1 protein-coding gene is annotated in these 1,430 nt (G+C 65.4%); it reads right to left on the bottom strand.

Features of this window, described 5'->3' with window-relative positions:
• On the bottom strand, nucleotides 1-1,430 hold a 1,430-nt coding region (locus QJT82_RS45365), incomplete at both ends, for an IS66 family transposase (RefSeq protein WP_028344522.1).

Raw genomic sequence — 1,430 nt, forward strand, 5'->3', positions numbered from 1 at the left:
AGCCGATGAGCTGGGTGGGCGGCGATGCGGGCAAGGATATCCGTGAACCAGGCCTGCGGATCGACGCCATTCATTTTGGCCGTGACGATCAAGCTATACATGGAAGCCGCGCGCCGTCCGCCGCGATCAGAGCCGCAGAACAGCCAGGACTTTCGCCCGAGAGCTATACCTCTTAATCCTCGCTCGGCGGCGTTGTTCGAGAGACAGACGCGGCCGTCCTCCAGGAAGAGCGTGAAGCTCGCCCAGCGCTTCAGGATGTAGTTGAACGCCTTGGCCAGGTCGTGCCCACGGGACAGCTTGGCGAGCTGCTCCCGCATATAGACCTGAAGGTCCTCGACCAGCGGCCGGCTCAGCGTCTGCCGAACCTGAACGCGTTCCTCGGCACTCCTGCCATTGATGGAGCGCTCGATCTCGAACAGCGCATCGATCCGCCGCACGACCTCGACCGCGATGGGCGAGAGCGGGATCTCCTTCTTGCCGGCGGCCTTGCGACGCGCATTCTCTTCGATATCGGCCATGGCGAAGAACGGGCGCCGCGCATGGACCCAACACGCCGCTTCCCGGATCGGTCCAGGGTGGCGTCCCGCCAGATAGAGCTGGTTGTACCCGTCATAGGCGTCGGCCTGCAGGATGCCGGTATACCCCGCCAGATGCGCCTGGGGATGCTCGCCCCTGCGGTCGCGGGAGTAGTAGAACATCGCCGCCGGCGGCCCGGCGCCGCCAAACGGCCGGTCGTCCCGGACGTAGATCCAGCACCGTGCCGTATCGGTCTTGCCCTTGGCCAGCACCGGCACCGTCGTATCATCGGCATGCAGGCGCTCGGCCGCCATGACATGGGCCTCGACCAGGCGCAACAGGGGATCCAGCGACGCACAGACCGATCCCACGGCGTCTGCCATGGTCGACAGCGCGATCGGCACGCCTTCCAGGGCGTAGCGCTCCGCCTGGCGGTTTAAGGGCTGATGCTGGCCGAACTTCTCGAACATGATCATGGCCAACAGGCTCGAGCCGGCCCATCCCCGTGCGACGGCATGGAATGGCGCCGGGGCCTGGCTGATCTTCTCGCAGTCGCGGCAGGAGAACTTCTCCCGGACCGTCTCGATCACCTTCCACTGGCGCGGCACCACTTCCAGTGTCCGGGTCACGTCCTCGCCGAGCTTGCGCAGACGATTGCCGCCACAGCACTCGCAAGCCGTCGGCGGCTCGATCACCACTCGTTCGCGCGGTAAATGCTCAGGGAACGTCTGGCGTTCGCCGCGCTTGCGCGTAAATCCGCGCACCGTCGTCGCCTTGGCCACTGCGCGCTCTGCCGCCAGCTCGTCTTCAGTGGCGTCACTTTCCAGCTCTCCGAACGTCAACGCCAACTGCTCGATCAGGCGCGACGAACGCTCCGACCGCTGGCCGTAGATCTGATGCTTTAGCTTGGCGAT

The organism is Bradyrhizobium sp. Mp19, from assembly GCF_029952935.1.
In the GTDB taxonomy this organism is placed as follows: Bacteria; Pseudomonadota; Alphaproteobacteria; order Rhizobiales; family Xanthobacteraceae; genus Bradyrhizobium; species Bradyrhizobium elkanii.